Genomic DNA, 14,688 nt, shown 5'->3' with positions numbered 1-14,688 from the left:
GCGAAGCAAGAGCCGTACGCTCTCTCACTTACACGGTTAAGTTTACACTCCCGCTATATTTATTTAACCCTCAACTTTTGGCCAACATTAATCTTATTGATATCTTTAAGCTGATTCCAGCTTTTAATCTGCGCCTGGGTAACCTTAAATTTAACGGCTAGCCCACTCACTGTATCGCCATGTTTTACCGTGTGGTAAACGGCTTTTTGAGTAGGTGCCTTTGCTGGGGCAGATCCTGGCAGTTTAATTGTTTGCCCCACACGAATAACGTCAGGATTCTTTAGGCCGTTGATACGGACCAACTCGGCTACAGTCGTCTTGTATTTTTTAGCAATAGCGGACAACGTGTCTCCTGCTTTGACGATATGAGCATTAGCAACTGGCTTTTGATTGGCAGCTGGCGGAGCTGTTGCCATCCCTCCAACAAAGTATGACAATGACTTGCTGCCTGTGAGCCTGTTTAAATCCACATTGCCAGCTACCCCTGCCAAACGTCCGGTCTCCGTGTACTGCCATAGATCGCATGGGTAAGATGGTTCAGGTCCTCCATAGCGCGGAATCCAAACAAAATCAGCTTTAATCTTATCAGCCTGGAATTGCTTGTAAACATGATGCCCAACATACAAACCTACTTTCTTGGCTCCCAAACGCCGTAGCTCGTCAATGAAGGCTTGAGCACCTGCCCGCATATCGTCCATCGTTTTGACCTCCACGTCAGCGATCCAAAACTCGGCTGATTTATCGCCACGATTCCAGAAGTCTCGTGCTTCCACTCTTGCATCGGCAATGCTGACAAAGCGTGTAAAGGCATAGTTACCAAACGGAACGCCGTATTGCTTTGCACCAGCGACATAATTTTTATATTGGCGATCAATTACCCTGGAACCGTCTTGCACCCGTAGGATAGCAAAGTCTAACTCCTTACTTGCATTTGCCCAATTAATATTACCTTGATGATGTGATAAGTCTGCAATTTTACTCATTTTATACCCTCTCCCTTTTAATTATTAAAAAAGAGCAACGCTTATGCGTCGCCCTTTAAATACTTTTCCTTCTCCTGGCGTCTTTTAGTGGCCCGGGCTATCTTATGTTCAATCTCGTCTGCAACAACATTCATAGCCCATTCAGGAACCCATTTTTCCCAGCCAGCACGTACCACATTGGCCGTCATACTTTTCCATATATGAAGACCAAATGCCGCAATAATAAATCCAAATGCAATGCCTGGCATGCCCGTGATTTGATCAATTAAATGACCAATGGCAGGCATGATCAATAAAAATACAGTCCTGTATGCTCCTTCGATTCCATACTCAGAAGCATAAGACCCATCCTTCTTGGCAGCGCGATGACCGCCAATCCAGTCTAAGGCAATGACCAAACCGAATAACAGTAACGCCATATAACGCACCGGGTCCTCACCATATAAAAAGTTGAAAACTGAAACAAAAAAAGCACCTACGGTGCCGAAAATAGAATAGATGATATGATCCTTCAAATGAAACACTCCTTTTTGACAAAATAAAAAGCACACCCTAGCGGATGTACTTCATAATAATTAATTAAACGTTACTTTCGCGAATTCTTTATTAAGGAAAGTTATAGCACTTTTAAAAGTCTCAACTACCTCCCTGCCTTCAACATATTTAATGTAGTTCTTTTTTTGACTTTCGTGTTTGCCATTCAGAATATTCCCGGCCGGCATCCATAATATTGTAATTTCTTTAGTTTCTAATGGGGAAGTAATGGGGTACTCTAAACCACCTTTTTTGTGATGGATTTGAAAAAAAGACATGTTATGTTTTAAACAATTGAATGCATGTCTCATTCCATACAGAATTTTCCCGTCTTCATCTTTTCCCTTTCTTTCTTTATAATCTGCTAAACCATTCTCAATATGCCATTCATCTGTCGTAACTACCCATAATAATAATTCGCCAATCGCTGTGTATACTTCTTGGTTATCTGTGCTTTGTATTGCTTCTTTAAGCTTTTGGAATGATAACCGAATAGAATCATTGTTAAACGCCAATCTCATATCCTGTTCATATGGTAATACTTTCATAGGAAACTCCTCACTCTCCCTTTATCCATTCGACAAAAGAAGAGGAAATCCTGCAAAATAAAAAAGCCCTACTCGGCTATTTGAGAAATTTGTTCAGCTAATGTTTCCTTTACAATCTCCTTTAATTCCGGAATACTTGCATCTATCCGGTCTGTCTCAATGAAGCCATTGTGCATACTTCTATAATCATCGCTGGATAATTTGTAATGCACCTGTACGCTTTCAACTTCTCCATTAACGATGTTTTCATTTCTTCTAGTAATCTCTAATTGCATTGATGCCCACACCTTTCGATTATATTATTCGGCCTCATTTTTCAACCTTTCCAGTTCTTCTTCCAGCTCCCGGATACGTTTTTCTTTTTCGTCGGGAACTTCGATTTCCTCGCCTTCTTTAACTCGTAACCTTGGCGTGAATCCATCCATATACATTTCGCATTTGTCGATCTGTAGGGCGATATGGGGTTCTACAAAAAACTGGAAACCCTGCTCTACGGGTATGGCTTGATTACCAATAGTAACTCCTGTGACATTACCGTTTTCTACGGAAAAGAATACTTTGACGTATTTGCCATCGGGATTGTCTCTATAAGTTTCAATTTCCATTAGCACACCTCCTAGATGAAGTCTGTTTGGATAACACGTTGGACCCGGAATTCAATTTTCTCACTTGCAGGACCCATACCATGTGTCCAACCGAATTTCATGTGCATTTCTTTTCTGGAATAAGTAGGCTTGCCTATATCGACAATGCAAAGCTGTTCACCTGAAAAAGTACTTTCAATCCTTTTATAGTAGACCCTTGACGTTAGGTTGTCTGAGCCATCATTAAAAAGCATGACCGCGAATGCGCCAGCGCCTGACGCCACCTGTAAACTCACAACAAAATATCTTGCGGAGTGGATATATTCGTAGCGCTGAAATACAATACCGTTAGTATTAGTATCCCGTACATCACTATATGTTTGGAAATCGTTAGGGTCGCCCCGTCCGTCCAGCATGCCTTTGTAGCCGATAAAAGTTGAGCCTGAGTATTCCTGGAAAGCTTTAAAATAGAAAGGACTGGTAGCCCCGCCTGTGGCTTTTCCCCGTTTCATATAGTGTGGGTCATTTCCGCTAACACTGTACGCATTATGCATCAGCCCGTTATCAACCGCCACAGCACCGTCAGGACGGCGTATTTGTATTCCTTTGTCGTCAATGGTTACACGCTGGTTGCCGATAGTGACTTTACCATTAGCGTCGACGATAAATTGATCGTTGATATTTAAGCCTTTTAGCGATTTAATATGCTTGGCTTCGAGTTCACCCGTCATTTTGACGCGCTTGAAGTCAATGAGTGCTGTTTCTGGCGTTAGGTTTAATGCGCCGATAATTCCATCTTTGCTGACCTTAGCGTTGATTTCACCGGGCAGGACTTTCAATTCTCCCTCGGCGCTGGTGACGCGTTTTTCTAAACTGTCAACGACTGTTTTGCTTGCTTTGGCGATTACTTCTCCGGCAAGTGTACGTATTTCACCTTCGGCTGTTTCGACACGGCCTTTGACGTCGCTTATTGCTGCGTCTGTATCTTCGGGAGCGGGGGTCCAATCGGTAGCTTTGTTGCCTTTTTCTACTTTTGGACGTCCCACCGTCATGCTATCTCCGATACACTGAATGTATATACCGAAACTACGTATATGGGATATTTTCTTTGTCACCTTAGGAAATGTAGCTGACAGACGTAATTTATTTGTTATAGGAGTATCCGGTATCTTTAACCAAGCTCCGAACCAAGCGTTCTCTCCGTCAGTATATGCTACCGATAGCTCCGCACCAACTCTTCCCGTGTAAGTTCCTTTCGTAGCATTCTTAACATCAATGTCAACGGAGATTGTGAAAGGTCCACTCTCCATATCTTCAGGAGATATAAGTACCTCATTTTCCGGCGAGAATGTGTGTGACACATACTTAACGTCCGTCAGGTACACATCGGAATTACGAATAAAATTCCGCCCACCAATCTCAAGCCCATCAACCTCTGCCTTAACCTCACTTACTCGAGTAAAAACTTCATCAGCCTTAACTTCAACATTCCCGATTTTTTGAGTTAAGGAATTATTAATCTGATTAACTTTCGTATCATCGGCTTTTAGCCCAATAGCTGTTTCGTTCTGTGCTATGCGTGTACCAAAATCAAGGAAACCTTGGACGATCTCGGCCTGATCTGTGGTGTACTGTGTAATGCCGACATAGTTATTAAATTTGTTGTCTACCTGCTCGATAGTGTAGACAGTTGAGCCGTCCGCTTTCTTTTCAATTTCGGAAAACATGTCTTCAGGGGCAGGTGTCCAGTCGGTGGCTTTGTTGCCTTTTTCTAATTTCTCGCTTGAAATTTTAACATTATAGTTTTTACTCCAAAGGTAAGGCATTACCCTTCCACGTATTTCAGTATAAGCGGTATCAGAGGTCACTTTTGCAGTAATTTGTATTCGACCGTTATTGGAAGTTTTTCCAATAGCATACGCCACTGAATCATAAGTTCCATCAGGTTTAAACCAGTCAAGCCGAGCGTATACTGATTCGCCATCTGGAATATCTTCCACGTAAATACTAAACGTAACTTGATCTCCATGCGAAACTAGAACCCCGTCAATAGGTACTTTCAGTAATCCACTATATCCGTATTGACCGATAGTCACCGTCCTTGGAATTTCACTTGTCTCTCTGGCCAGGTTCCTTCCACCAATCACTAACCCATCAATCGCATGTCTCAGTTGCCCATCCACATACTCAATTGGTGCCTTTTTGCCAATATCCTCGGCAATTTCCTTCATCTTATTTTCGTAAACAGTTTTAGCAACTGAATACATCTTGGCTTGATCTAGTGCTGATTGAGCCTTTGAATCGGCATAGCCTTCGGCGGCCGCTTTGATAAGGGCATCTTGGATAATAGCGAAATCTTTGGCATTTGCTTCGGCATTGCTTGCCACAAAATCAGCATGCCCTTTGGCCTCAATCCCAACAGCTTCAGCAAAAGACTTCCCTTCTTCGAAATACGTTTCGTCTTTATCGTCAATGGTGAGCTTGTCGTATGTGTACTCGACCATTTCATAGTAAGATACGCGATTCTTTATTTGCTCTTTCAATTGTTTCCAAACGGCGTTAACATCTTCCTCGGTATATTCGACAAAATCTCCAAGTTTAATATCCTTTTTAGCAGTTGTTTTAATGGAGCGCTCCTGCTCAAATACTCGTGCTTCAAGATATAAGGGTGGGACAAATGACGTGTCTTTGATTCGGATAGTGTCACCAAAACGGATTTTTTCGTTCTCCAAGCCTGGGACATTTTCAAGGTCAACGATTGTACACTCATATGTCACCTGCGTATTGATTCGCTTGTTCAACGCTGTTTTAGTATATCGCCGGGCTTCTGTTTCGGTCATTTCGGTACGTTCGGATTCGATTTCATACGGCTCAATCAAGTGCTTTAAATTGCCATGTTCGTCAACCCTGCCCCAGCGCTCCAAGGCGTCAAAGTCCTCTACTAATACCTCGATACGCGTGCCGTTTTCTTGCTCGGGACCCAAGCCGAGCAAAGCCGTGACAATGTCCTGTTTCTCTACCCTTCTGATGCCGTCCAGGTCACGGCCAAACTCAACCTCACGACCTCGCCATTCGCCCACACGTTGTAATAGATCGACATAGCGTCCTGTTATTTGCTTACCGTTATGTTCCACCCTAAAACGCAATTCAACACCGTATTCCTTAGCGATATGCTTTAGAAACTCATACGGGCTTGTATGTTCACTGATGGATAAGGTTTTTTCTCCGCTTGCTTCAACTGTGCCTACTTGCCATCCAGTATCGTTTAAAGCAAATCCCGCATGCTGTGAAGCTGTACGTTTCTTGCCTTTCAAGTCCGGGTAAATGATTCCGGCTTTACGCAATTCAAGGTAACTTGCATGTGCAAAGACCTGGACCTTACGTCCTTCCGAGTCGTTGTATTTTGGAGCTTCAAAGATGACAAACTCAACTAAAGAACCGTCTTCATCGGGTATGATGAGACGGTTCCTTTTTCCGAGATGCTCCGTATAGCTGCGTTCACCCTTTGCAATAAATTCGTATGTTTCCAATGTATCCTCTAATGATTTTCGGTGGTCATCATCTACGATGTCATCGGCTTGGACATAATCCAAAATCAAGTCATTCTGCCCGTCTAAAATGTGGATTTGGGACATGGTACCACCTCCTACAAAAACCTCTCCTGGAATATAGCCCTTGTATCAAACGTATCCTCCGGGGAAACCAGCAGCATGTTTTCACCTTTTTTAAGCTTAAAAAAAGAACCTCCAAAATTTTTGAGATCCTTTCGTGATTCTCCGTTAAGAAGAATATCTTTAGTTTTATGGTCAAGCGTCAGTACGTCTCCGGCATCCATAATATACGGCGTCTGGTCTACAGTAGCTGTCGTATGCTTATATGCCTTAATAGCATTAATCCGTGGTAAATTGGCGTTGCTGGTGCCTCTGTACTTGCCGATATGGATTTGAACATATTTAAGCTTGCCCTGGTACTCGTTTGCCACATCGTTGTAAACCTTAGTTAAAGTGTCATAATGCTTGCCGCTTGATCCAGCACCAGAAGTCAGCCTTGCTACATAAAACTCGAACCTCTTTCCAATGCGCCGCATTCGGACCATACCGTGGAAATGCTTTTCCAGTTTTAGATAGTTAGCTGAGTATATAGGATAGTGGATACGAGAACCTAAGAATGGCCCGTAACGACCTTCTGCGGCGTATTGAATACGTTTGTCCGAACTGTCCCATATCGCCATTTTTCCGAGAACGTTCATGTGTTCATCGTACAAGTAAAATTCAATCCGATACGTCTGTTTTGGGTTTGTCGTTTCTGCACGGCAGCGCATTTCAATTTCAAAGTCTTGGACAGGAGTGATTTCTTTCATGAGTGCTGGTCCATGCCACTGATCCTTATCGGGTGTGCCGTAGCTTTCAACGACAATGCCAGTACCGTCAGGTACAAGTTTACCTGTCACTTTACCCATATGGTCTATGGCTGTGCCAGCAGAAGTCCAGGAACTGAGTGTGTCACCACGTTCATCAAAGATCAACGTTTTTTCATTGACCAATTGCTCGTCTACATCAGCAGGCTTGCCAACTAAGTTATATACCTCATCGCCGTTACTGATCATGGCAAAGGTTGTTTTCTTTTTCGCTGTCAATTCAAATATAGGGTCAGCTTCGGCTGTGCCTTTGTTGTCGATTTTGACAGCATCAGTCGGGAAAGTTAGGATTTTTTCGGGGCCGTAACCATATGGATCAAGGCAAAGAAACTGAATCGTTCCTTGCCTTAATATTGCTATCCTCTCAAAGTCTTCAATTGTGTTCTGGACTAATGCATAATAAGTGCGCCCTGGCTCATCATCGAATTCTAACGGAGCTGGGGTGTCGGTTATTAACCATGCTGCAAGCTCATCCTTCAATTGCAAAGCATGTACATCATTCTTTGCAATGAAAGCAATAGGTTGTTCAAACTCCATTGGTTGTATTTCACTTGACTGCAAATAAGCCCCGGCCATTCCAGGTACTTTTAATATGTTTCTTTGGATGGGGACAAATAAAGGCTTATTTCTCCCTCTGGTCATGTGCAGCCAAGGTTTTCTTATGCCGTTAAATGAAAAAGATTTTTTAGACAAATTTTTCCCTCATCTCCTTATTCCTGTTTTGTATTTCGGTTATATGCTTTTCCAGTGGTACACTTGCCATCCGCCCATCGATGTATATGTTAGGATCTTTCATTAGCAATTGAGCAAGAAGCGACACAATTTCTTTCGTGTCTTTAACCTGTTCACTTAACTTCTCGACTATCTTCTCAAGATGTTGGTTGTCATTGCCTTTTTGGACATTGGCAGTATTAGTCGCAAATTGAACTTTGGCTTCTGAGTTTCTACCAGTGAGGGCAAGCAGTTTCATGAATTCGTTATTTCTCACATTTTCAAATTCAAACATGCTCTTCCAATTTTTTGTACCAGCAGCATAATGTTTAACGGATTTCAAAAGCCTAGCCGTTTCTCGATGCGGAATTACATGAGTTCCACGCGGCAAGTTTAACAAGGTATCTGTGGACGGTGACAAAAAGGACCTACCATCAGGGAGCTTAATTAATTCACGGCCGCCGCCATCACCTACAACTGCTGCACCACCTGGATGTCCTTGAGGCGGTGTCCCTTTTGCCCAGAATTTCAATTTCCCTAAACCTTTGCCAACAAAATTAACCACTTTCGTAACTGGACTAGAAGCCTGCCTATTTAAAGTGGTTATTGATGAACCAGCTGTCACGTTTACTTTTTTGGTCTTAGCAGCCTTCGCTCTTTGATCAATTTTTGCAACGGATCCATGGTCTTTAGCTGTTACTCTTTTATCTTTCGGAGCTTTGGCTTTTTGATCAATCTTTGCTACAGTCCCATGATCTTTAGCAGTGACCTTTTTATCTACGGACTTACCAGCTTCTTTGGTGCGCTGTTGTTCCTTTTGAATACCTTTATCGGTTTTCTTATTATTATTATCAATCTGCTGCCCCTGGCTTTTTTGCTTGCCTGTACCTTGATCAATGGCCTTATTTTTTTCCTGCTGTTTCTTTTTGCCTTGATCATGTTTTTGATTTTCTTTGTCCAGTTCCTTGTTTGTTTCTTTTTGCTTCTGGTTCTTTTTACCAACTTCACCAGATGCTTTTTGGATGGAACCTTTAACCTGATCCCATATCCCGAGTTCTTTTAATATTTTTTCGAGCACTTCATCATTTTTTAATCTTTTCTTATCAATAGCAGCTATCTGCTTGTCAATTTCCTTAGTGTTTGCCCCTTGCTTTTTACGGCTTTCCTCGAGACTATTTCTCTCTTTAAGAAGTTCATCGTTTTTCTTTTGTATTTGTTTAACGATGTTGCCTTCCTCAACCTTAATCTCAGTTGTTTTTGCTAGACTCTCAATTTTTTGCTGTTTTTCCTTGGAAAGCTTGTCTTTCTTAGCTTGGGCAAGTGAGTTAAGATCTTTATAAAGATTAAGTTCATCGTGGATATAATCGCGAGCTTCAATTTGCTTTTGGGTTGTCTCAGACAATTTTGTGTAACGCCTATGTTCTTCTGCCGTTAAATCACCATTTTTTTGATGTTTAGCTTCTAACTGGGCCATTTCCTCTTGGTTTTTGGCAATTACCTTATCCAGCTGAGCTAGACCTTTTTCTCCTTCCTCATTAATGCCGACTTGTTTAAGTCTGATATTGGCAATCGCTGGATCAAGGGCCTTAATCTTCTCTAATTCTTCCTCAGATTTTTTTACACTCTTGTCTTTTTGAGCTAGAATATCCTGTCTTTTTTGGATCTCTTCTTTCAGATTTCCTTTTTGAGCATCTTGGAGTGTTGTAAGCTGCTGTTCCAGCTCTTTCTTTTCGCCCATTGTTAGAATGTTGTTTTGCAATTCTTTATTTATTTCTGTTTGCTTAGCCTTTAATTCTTTCTTACTCATATTCTGAGCGTCTAGCAACAAGTTGAGATCATTTTCTGCGGATTTATATTCAGATTGCTGGGATGCAATTTCTTTCCTTAACTCTTTTTCCCTTTCGAGTTGTTTTACCCTCTCAGCTTCAATCTGTGTACGTGACATCTCGTACAACTTTTCAATGTACTGTTTAACAGCAGCTGTACTTTCCACAAAAGCATTCCCTTGATCGGAAACAGACTTTTTAACATCCGGGGATTGTTTGATAATGTTTTGATTTGCAGCAAATAACTGTTCAAGTTCAGACTTTGACAATCCTGATTTTTTAGCAAGTTCATCATATTGCCTTTGAAGTTGTTCAATCTCGCCCGGGTTGCTGGATTGGGATATCCTGATATTTAAATCATTTAACCGCGCTAACTCTTCATTACTGATCTTTGCTTTATCAGACAACTTATCAAAAGTATCTACGCTCTTCTGCAAACCAACTGCCTGATCACTTAAAGATTTAGTCAGATCAAGATTGACTTCTTTAGCATCATTTGATTTTTGTACAAGTTTATAAACCCCAACAGACAACGCAGCCACACCAGCAATGGCCAATCCAACAACACCAGCTTTTGACAAGCCAGCAATCGCTCCTACTGCTCCGGATTTTCCCGCCATCCCTATAGTCTTCGTAAGCTTTCCTGACACTTCCAATAATGCCCCTGCACCAAATGTGAGCTTACCAAAACCACTTATAGCTGGACCCGCAGCAGCTGCTAATAATCCGAACTTAATAATGTTCTCTTGAGTTTTTGGGCTTAATTGTGCAAACCAGTCTGTTGCATCTTTGGCACTGTCAACCAATCTATTTAATGCAGGGTTAAGGTTTTTGTATGTCGTAATAAATAAATCTTCTAGCTTAGACCTTAACTCCTTAAGACTTCCGGCCAGGTTATCCTGCATTGTCGCTGCCATATCCGCTGCTGTGCCATCTGCATTTTCTAGGTTCTCTGTCATAATTCCAAGCTCTTTGCTTCCAGTACTCAGAAGAATCGACCAATGTTTAGTTGCTTCTGCACCAAAAAGAGTGGTAATCATCGCTTGTTTTTGCTTGGCTGTCATACCTTCTGTTTTCTTTTCAATTTCAGCGATGATATCAGGTAAAGGTTTCATATTTTCATTCGCATCAAAGAAGGATAGACCGAAACCCTTTATTTTTTTCTGCATTCCAGGGGATGCCAGCCTACTAAGCGAAGAAGCAAAGGCTTGTCCAGCAATAGAACCTTTTAACCCTTGGTTTGCAAGTGCCATCATCGCCGCTGATGTGCCTTCCAGTGTCCAACCTAGGTTATTTGCGACAGGAGCAATATATTTCATACCCTCGCCTAGTTGCTCCACATTCGTGTTAGCGTTCGCTTGTGCATACGCGAAGACATCAGCTGCATGTCCGGCTTTTTTAGCATCCATGCCGAAAGCTGCCATTGTATCACTTGTAATATCGGCTGCTCGCCCTAAATCAAGAGCACCAGCTGCAGCTAAGTTAAGCATACCTGGCATACCAGCCATAATGTCTTTTGTTTTCCAGCCAGCTAAAGCTAAATATTGCATCCCTTCACTAGCTTCTTTAGCCGAAAATATTGTTGTTGCGCCTAAGTGCCTCGCTTGTTTTTCAAGGGCTTTGAAGTCTTTACCAGTAGCTCCCGATATTGCTGCAACCTTTGACATTCCAGATTCAAAATCCATACCGGTCTTAACCGCAAGACCACCAACGATTCCTAACGGTAGAGTAACTTTACGCGTTAGTTGCTGACCTGTATGATCCATTGCGGCCCCGGCACCTTTTAATTTGCCGCCCCATTGCTCCATACTGTCAGCAGCTCTATACCAGCCTTTATTTTGGATGTCCTGGACTCTTTGAAACTCTTTAAATTCAGCAGATACATTGTCCAATTCCCTACCAGTCTCCTGGTATCTAGCAATCTGCTCATTAAGCACCTGGGATGCCTTTTGAGCCTTAACGCTATTTTCACCATATTGATTGGACATAGCCCTATATTTTTCTCTGGCTTCCTCAACCATTCGTGCCTGTATACGGTGTCTGTTGGTCAAACCTTCAATCAGAACTCCATATTTTGCAGCTGACTTTTCACCACGACCAAAGGCTGAAAGCTGTGCACCCATTGCTTTATTAGAGCTTTTAAGTTGACGCTGCAGGCCAGTCATGGATTTTTCTACACCAGCGCTATCAAGATCCACTTTGATGATCATATTCCCTACTGGTGTGCCGCCAATTGCCATTCGTCATTTTCCTCCTTTCTTTAAAAGAGGTCGAAGAAAGACTCTACTTTTCTCGACTTCTTCTTTTTTGCTTTTAAGTTTTTCAAACGTAAAAGTTCTAATATGTCCATTTCGTAAATGTCATGTATGGAATGACCTTCTTTTAAAAGTGCGGCAAAGAGTTGATCTAGGTTTTCCTGTTGCCTGGAAAAACTAAAATCTTCATCTGTCAGTTCCTCTTCGCCGTCTATTCGTTTTTTGAATCGCCTTGTAAAGTCCCCATCAAAATATCAATATAGGTTTCAATAATTTTTCCAGAATGGATCCCGTCTACCAACTGATCAGTTGTAAATTGCTTTCCGTACATATCCACAATAAAAGCAGTCAATCTATCAAATAGATCCTCTGGAACAACGTAGTTATTTCCTTCAAGTTCTTTCCCGAGCTGGATCGCTTTTTTTGTGTAAACTCCCTTAACAAAAATAGGGAATAAAAATTCCTTGGTTTCTAACTTAGGCTTGCCGCCATTGTCATACTTAACATCAGTAACCAGCGTGATAGTTTTTGTTGATTCGTCATAATGCTTAACCATTATTTTTTCCCTCCAAAATAAAAAGAGTAGGCGCTAAACCTACTCCTTAATTTCTTTAATAACAGCCCTGCCTTGCTTGTTTTTATTGCTTAGCAGCTCGTTAATTCGTTCTTTTTTTATTCGTTTGTTAACCGGATCCGGAAACGAATCACCTTTAAAATAAACCTGGTTATCATCCTGCAAATCCGTAAAATCGTGAATCACTTCATATTTCGCCATTTTTTAAACTCCTTCCGGAACTGTGCCAGCAGGATTGAAGACCATTTTCTCGAATTTTTGACGCTTTGCATCGTCGCTTTTACCCACTCGTATGCGGACGATTGCCGCATCGTCATAGGTGCGCCCTGCAAACTCTCCGCTCAAAGTGTCGCTACCAAATTCAAGAGAATCTTCTTTTGTCTGTGCTTCGGTTGCTGGCAGCATAAACATACCTTTTGTAAGTCCTAATAGTTCAGCGCCATCTGTAGTTGTTTTTTCTAAGCAAACAGCCACATATGGAGGGTTAGTTTGTGATCGCTGGATAACCAAACCATCCTCGTCCTGTTCCAACCCTAGTAAAGCAACACGATCCTCAATTGGGATAGCGTGAAACTGCATTTCTAAGGAAGTAGAACCTGTGGAGACAGCCATTTCAGCAACCTTGTTGTCTCCGTAGGCTTTCGCAATTTCCTGCTCTGTTTCTATATTGACGCTCTGGGCATAAGGGACCCGGACTTTTTCTCCATAAGATACTGTCTCCTCTGTATCTACTGTTTGTATTGCATAATAAAATTTGTCAATACCAATAGTACCGCCTGTTTTTTTCTTTTCTGCTGCCATTTTCATTCTCCTTTTTCAGAAATTAAAACACCCCTGTACCTTCGGCAGTCCCGGTATAAATAAGTGTCCGGGTCATACTCAAAAGTAGGGGTGCTTTGTTTAAAATTGATTGACTTCATGAGTTTGTGAATCTTTAAAGCGATTGTCCTGGCATCGGAATCATCCCAAACATCAATCTGTAAGATACAATCCCAGGCATGTTGCTTGTTATCTGCATATCCAGTTGGCAATTCAGATATTGGGTAAATCCGAATGATTGGAGTCTCTTGCCTGTTTTCTTCCGGTACATGATATTTAAAAACCTTATCTGGACCACCAATAAGATTCATTAAATCTTCATCGTGTAGAAAGGTCTCATAGGCCAGCTGCAATGAATCAATTTCGTATATACCGCTCAACTTATCGCCCCCCTGATCGCTTTTTCCATTTCTTGAGCGACTTTTCTTTCAGTAGCATGTACGGTTTTCGTCATGTATCCCTGCGGCGATTGAGAAATAGACCCGAACTCGGGGATATGCGCCCGGAAATTTGCTGCTTTGTTAAATCCCACCGCGACATAGCTTTCCCCAGAACCACCATCTGTTCGATTACCGCTCATGACCACATTATCCGCCAATCTCGCTTGTGGGTTCGCTCCGCTGTAGCCACTGCGGGGAACATTGCTCTTTAATTCTTCCTTGATGACTTTTCCGCCTGCCAAATTCCCCGCCTTCGCAGCCCGTATGATGTCCCTCTCTTTTTTTGAGAGATTGGATATCACCTCTCTCAAACCTTTAATTTGAACGCTCATCGGGTCACCTCGCTCGCAATAAGAACGGTGAACCCCGATTGTCGATAATCAAACAGAACTTGATTGATGTTATAATCCTGGCCATTGCAATTAATCTGCATCTTGTTTGTAATGCCGGGATAGTTCCGAATAAACACCTTGATATTATGCTGCGTCCCTGTCTGTATGCTTGTCTCATAGTCTTTTAAACTAACAGTCTCAACATGGGCAAAACACTCATAAAACGTGACCGGATGTGGTTTTGTAGGGTTACCATTGTTACTAACGTTTTTTAATTCATTGATAGTAATCGGCTGATTCAGCTTGGAAAAATCAAATTTCATACGGCTCATTTCAAGTACCTATCCCTATGTGCTCTAAGAATTTGTATCGCGTGAGTGACAGACATAGGTGATTCTTGTACGCCGCCACTTTTAGAAACTTCCTGCATAGCCAACCGATTTTCATAATAATAAGACGTGAGCATGATCGCCGCTTTACGAAAAGAAGGATCCTTTTCCAATTCGGTTTTGTTCAAGCTCACGTCTCTACTATCAAACACCGCTTCAATCACATCATGTTTTGCAAATTCAAGGTACTCTTTGATGTCCCCGTCGTCCAGGTTATGGGATACCCTCATATGACTCTTGACTCGTTTTACATCAAGTGGAAGCAACTAAATTACC

General features: G+C 41.9%; 15 protein-coding genes. All 15 read right to left on the bottom strand.

The features are described from left to right. Window positions 1-59: 59 nt before the first annotated feature. A complete protein-coding gene (locus tag D5F11_RS11520; protein WP_120119077.1) occupies window positions 60-983 on the bottom strand; it encodes a glycoside hydrolase family 25 protein in 924 nt (307 codons plus the stop codon). A gap of 41 nt (window positions 984-1,024) precedes the next feature. After that, window positions 1,025-1,498, bottom strand: a complete 474-nt coding sequence (locus D5F11_RS11515; protein ID WP_120119078.1) for a phage holin family protein — start codon at window positions 1,496-1,498, stop codon at window positions 1,025-1,027. A gap of 60 nt (window positions 1,499-1,558) precedes the next feature. Next, window positions 1,559-2,065 carry a hypothetical protein gene (locus D5F11_RS11510; protein ID WP_120119079.1) on the bottom strand — a complete coding sequence of 169 codons (507 nt, stop codon included), beginning with the start codon at window positions 2,063-2,065 and terminating at the stop codon, window positions 1,559-1,561. A 68-nt stretch (window positions 2,066-2,133) separates the two neighbouring features. Continuing rightward, window positions 2,134-2,340, bottom strand: a complete 207-nt coding sequence (locus tag D5F11_RS11505) for a hypothetical protein (protein WP_120119080.1) — start codon at window positions 2,338-2,340, stop codon at window positions 2,134-2,136. A gap of 24 nt (window positions 2,341-2,364) precedes the next feature. Then, the gene (locus D5F11_RS11500; RefSeq protein WP_120119081.1) at window positions 2,365-2,670 is read right to left on the bottom strand and encodes a hypothetical protein; all 306 of its coding nucleotides are present in this window, start codon (window positions 2,668-2,670) and stop codon (window positions 2,365-2,367) included. An 11-nt stretch (window positions 2,671-2,681) separates the two neighbouring features. Continuing rightward, the gene (locus tag D5F11_RS11495) at window positions 2,682-6,284 is read right to left on the bottom strand and encodes a phage tail spike protein (RefSeq protein ID WP_120119082.1); all 3,603 of its coding nucleotides are present in this window, start codon (window positions 6,282-6,284) and stop codon (window positions 2,682-2,684) included. Between the two features lie 11 nt (window positions 6,285-6,295). Then, entirely contained in the window at window positions 6,296-7,759 is a 1,464-nt protein-coding gene (locus D5F11_RS11490; protein ID WP_120119083.1) for a distal tail protein Dit, read from the bottom strand. Beyond that, window positions 7,752-11,843: a phage tail tape measure protein gene (locus tag D5F11_RS11485; protein ID WP_120119084.1), complete on the bottom strand. Its 4,092-nt coding sequence runs from the start codon at window positions 11,841-11,843 to the stop codon at window positions 7,752-7,754. The genes D5F11_RS11490 and D5F11_RS11485 overlap by 8 nt, the downstream gene beginning before the upstream one ends. A gap of 226 nt (window positions 11,844-12,069) precedes the next feature. Further along, window positions 12,070-12,414 (bottom strand): phage tail assembly chaperone G, encoded by a 345-nt coding sequence (gene gpG, locus D5F11_RS11480; RefSeq protein WP_120119085.1) that lies wholly within the window; start codon window positions 12,412-12,414, stop codon window positions 12,070-12,072. Window positions 12,415-12,453: 39 nt separating this feature from the next. Further along, window positions 12,454-12,633, bottom strand: coding sequence for a hypothetical protein (locus D5F11_RS11475; protein WP_120119086.1), 180 nt, complete (start codon window positions 12,631-12,633; stop codon window positions 12,454-12,456). A gap of 3 nt (window positions 12,634-12,636) precedes the next feature. Further along, window positions 12,637-13,233, bottom strand: coding sequence for a major tail protein (locus tag D5F11_RS11470; RefSeq protein ID WP_185830638.1), 597 nt, complete (start codon window positions 13,231-13,233; stop codon window positions 12,637-12,639). Between the two features lie 2 nt (window positions 13,234-13,235). Further along, window positions 13,236-13,631: a tail completion protein gp17 gene (gene gp17, locus D5F11_RS11465; protein ID WP_120119088.1), complete on the bottom strand. Its 396-nt coding sequence runs from the start codon at window positions 13,629-13,631 to the stop codon at window positions 13,236-13,238. Then, entirely contained in the window at window positions 13,628-14,023 is a 396-nt protein-coding gene (locus D5F11_RS11460) for an HK97-gp10 family putative phage morphogenesis protein (protein WP_120119089.1), read from the bottom strand. Before D5F11_RS11460 ends, gp17 begins: the two co-directional genes overlap by 4 nt. Continuing rightward, the gene (locus tag D5F11_RS11455; protein WP_120119090.1) at window positions 14,020-14,355 is read right to left on the bottom strand and encodes a phage head closure protein; all 336 of its coding nucleotides are present in this window, start codon (window positions 14,353-14,355) and stop codon (window positions 14,020-14,022) included. The genes D5F11_RS11460 and D5F11_RS11455 overlap by 4 nt, the downstream gene beginning before the upstream one ends. Continuing rightward, window positions 14,352-14,678, bottom strand: a complete 327-nt coding sequence (locus D5F11_RS11450; protein WP_120119091.1) for a head-tail connector protein — start codon at window positions 14,676-14,678, stop codon at window positions 14,352-14,354. Before D5F11_RS11450 ends, D5F11_RS11455 begins: the two co-directional genes overlap by 4 nt. Window positions 14,679-14,688: the final 10 nt, after the last annotated feature.

It is taken from the genome of Siminovitchia terrae (assembly GCF_003605405.2).
Lineage (GTDB): Bacteria > Bacillota > Bacilli > Bacillales > Bacillaceae_C > Siminovitchia > Siminovitchia terrae.
The sequence above is the reverse complement of the archived record's forward strand: the minus strand, read 5'-3'. Positions and strand labels throughout refer to the sequence as shown.

Excerpts from the sequence above, each read along its gene's own strand:
- D5F11_RS11520 (WP_120119077.1), bottom strand. The coding sequence starts at position 983 with ATGAGTAAAATTGCAGACTTATCACATCATCAAGGTAATATTAATTGG.
- D5F11_RS11510 (WP_120119079.1), bottom strand. The coding sequence starts at position 2,065 with ATGAAAGTATTACCATATGAACAGGATATGAGATTGGCGTTTAACAAT.
- D5F11_RS11505 (WP_120119080.1), bottom strand. The coding sequence starts at position 2,340 with ATGCAATTAGAGATTACTAGAAGAAATGAAAACATCGTTAATGGAGAA.
- D5F11_RS11500 (WP_120119081.1), bottom strand. The coding sequence starts at position 2,670 with ATGGAAATTGAAACTTATAGAGACAATCCCGATGGCAAATACGTCAAA.
- D5F11_RS11495 (WP_120119082.1), bottom strand. The coding sequence starts at position 6,284 with ATGTCCCAAATCCACATTTTAGACGGGCAGAATGACTTGATTTTGGAT.
- D5F11_RS11485 (WP_120119084.1), bottom strand. The coding sequence starts at position 11,843 with ATGGCAATTGGCGGCACACCAGTAGGGAATATGATCATCAAAGTGGAT.
- gpG (WP_120119085.1), bottom strand. The coding sequence starts at position 12,414 with ATGGTTAAGCATTATGACGAATCAACAAAAACTATCACGCTGGTTACT.
- D5F11_RS11475 (WP_120119086.1), bottom strand. The coding sequence starts at position 12,633 with ATGGCGAAATATGAAGTGATTCACGATTTTACGGATTTGCAGGATGAT.
- D5F11_RS11470 (WP_185830638.1), bottom strand. The coding sequence starts at position 13,233 with ATGGCAGCAGAAAAGAAAAAAACAGGCGGTACTATTGGTATTGACAAA.
- D5F11_RS11460 (WP_120119089.1), bottom strand. The coding sequence starts at position 14,023 with ATGAGCGTTCAAATTAAAGGTTTGAGAGAGGTGATATCCAATCTCTCA.
- D5F11_RS11455 (WP_120119090.1), bottom strand. The coding sequence starts at position 14,355 with ATGAGCCGTATGAAATTTGATTTTTCCAAGCTGAATCAGCCGATTACT.